The organism is Acinetobacter harbinensis, assembly GCF_000816495.1.
GTDB lineage: Bacteria > Pseudomonadota > Gammaproteobacteria > Pseudomonadales > Moraxellaceae > Acinetobacter > Acinetobacter harbinensis.
Window position 1 is genome coordinate 2,055,288 of the sequence record NZ_JXBK01000001.1, and the last position, 643, is coordinate 2,055,930.

The 643-nt window shown below is 40.3% G+C and carries 1 protein-coding gene; it reads right to left on the reverse strand.

Going from position 1 to position 643, the window contains the following annotated elements; all coding sequences use genetic code 11:
• The coding region (locus SE27_RS14495; RefSeq protein ID WP_039623949.1) for a thioredoxin family protein at nucleotides 1-519 on the reverse strand (519 nt) is incomplete at its 3' end.
• Nucleotides 520-643 lie beyond the last annotated feature (124 nt).

Sequence of the window (643 nt, forward strand, 5' to 3'; positions counted from 1 at the left end):
TAACATTGGCACAGCCATAATTTTGCGCTGTTCTACTTCGTCTTGGAAGAATGCGCCATCAATCATGGTGGCGGTGGTGCCGGGATTATGAATAGCAATCAAGTTTAAAGCCTGTACCACATCTGGACAGTTATGACAGCTTAACGATACAAATACTTCAAAATCGGCAGTTAAGTTTAAGGCTTTAATTTGTGCCAAAACTTCATCAGAGACTTTTGCGGCATAGCCTGAGACTTGCAATAAAGCCAAAATCAGCGAGGTAAACTCATGTCCCATCGGTAAACCGGCAAAATGAACACGTGGCTGTTCACCCACTTTGGCAATGGCAAAACTGGGCGCACGCTGATGTGTACCATCAAAACGTGCAGTGACTTGGTCAGACAATGCAGCAATTTCAGCGACCAGTTCTTTAATTTTATCGGATTTATCTGAGCCATCTAAAGAGGCAATAATTTCAATGGGGCTTTCGAGACGTTGCAAAAGTGTTTTAAGTTGTGCAGAAGTATTTTGATCTAACATTTTCAGCGTCTCCAAGGGAGTAAATTTATTCAATACAGTAATAGTAGTCTAACCTGAGTTCGATGAAATATTTTAGCTTTTTAGCAAGTTTTGGAAAGTTGGCTTATTTGGATTTAAGCAATAA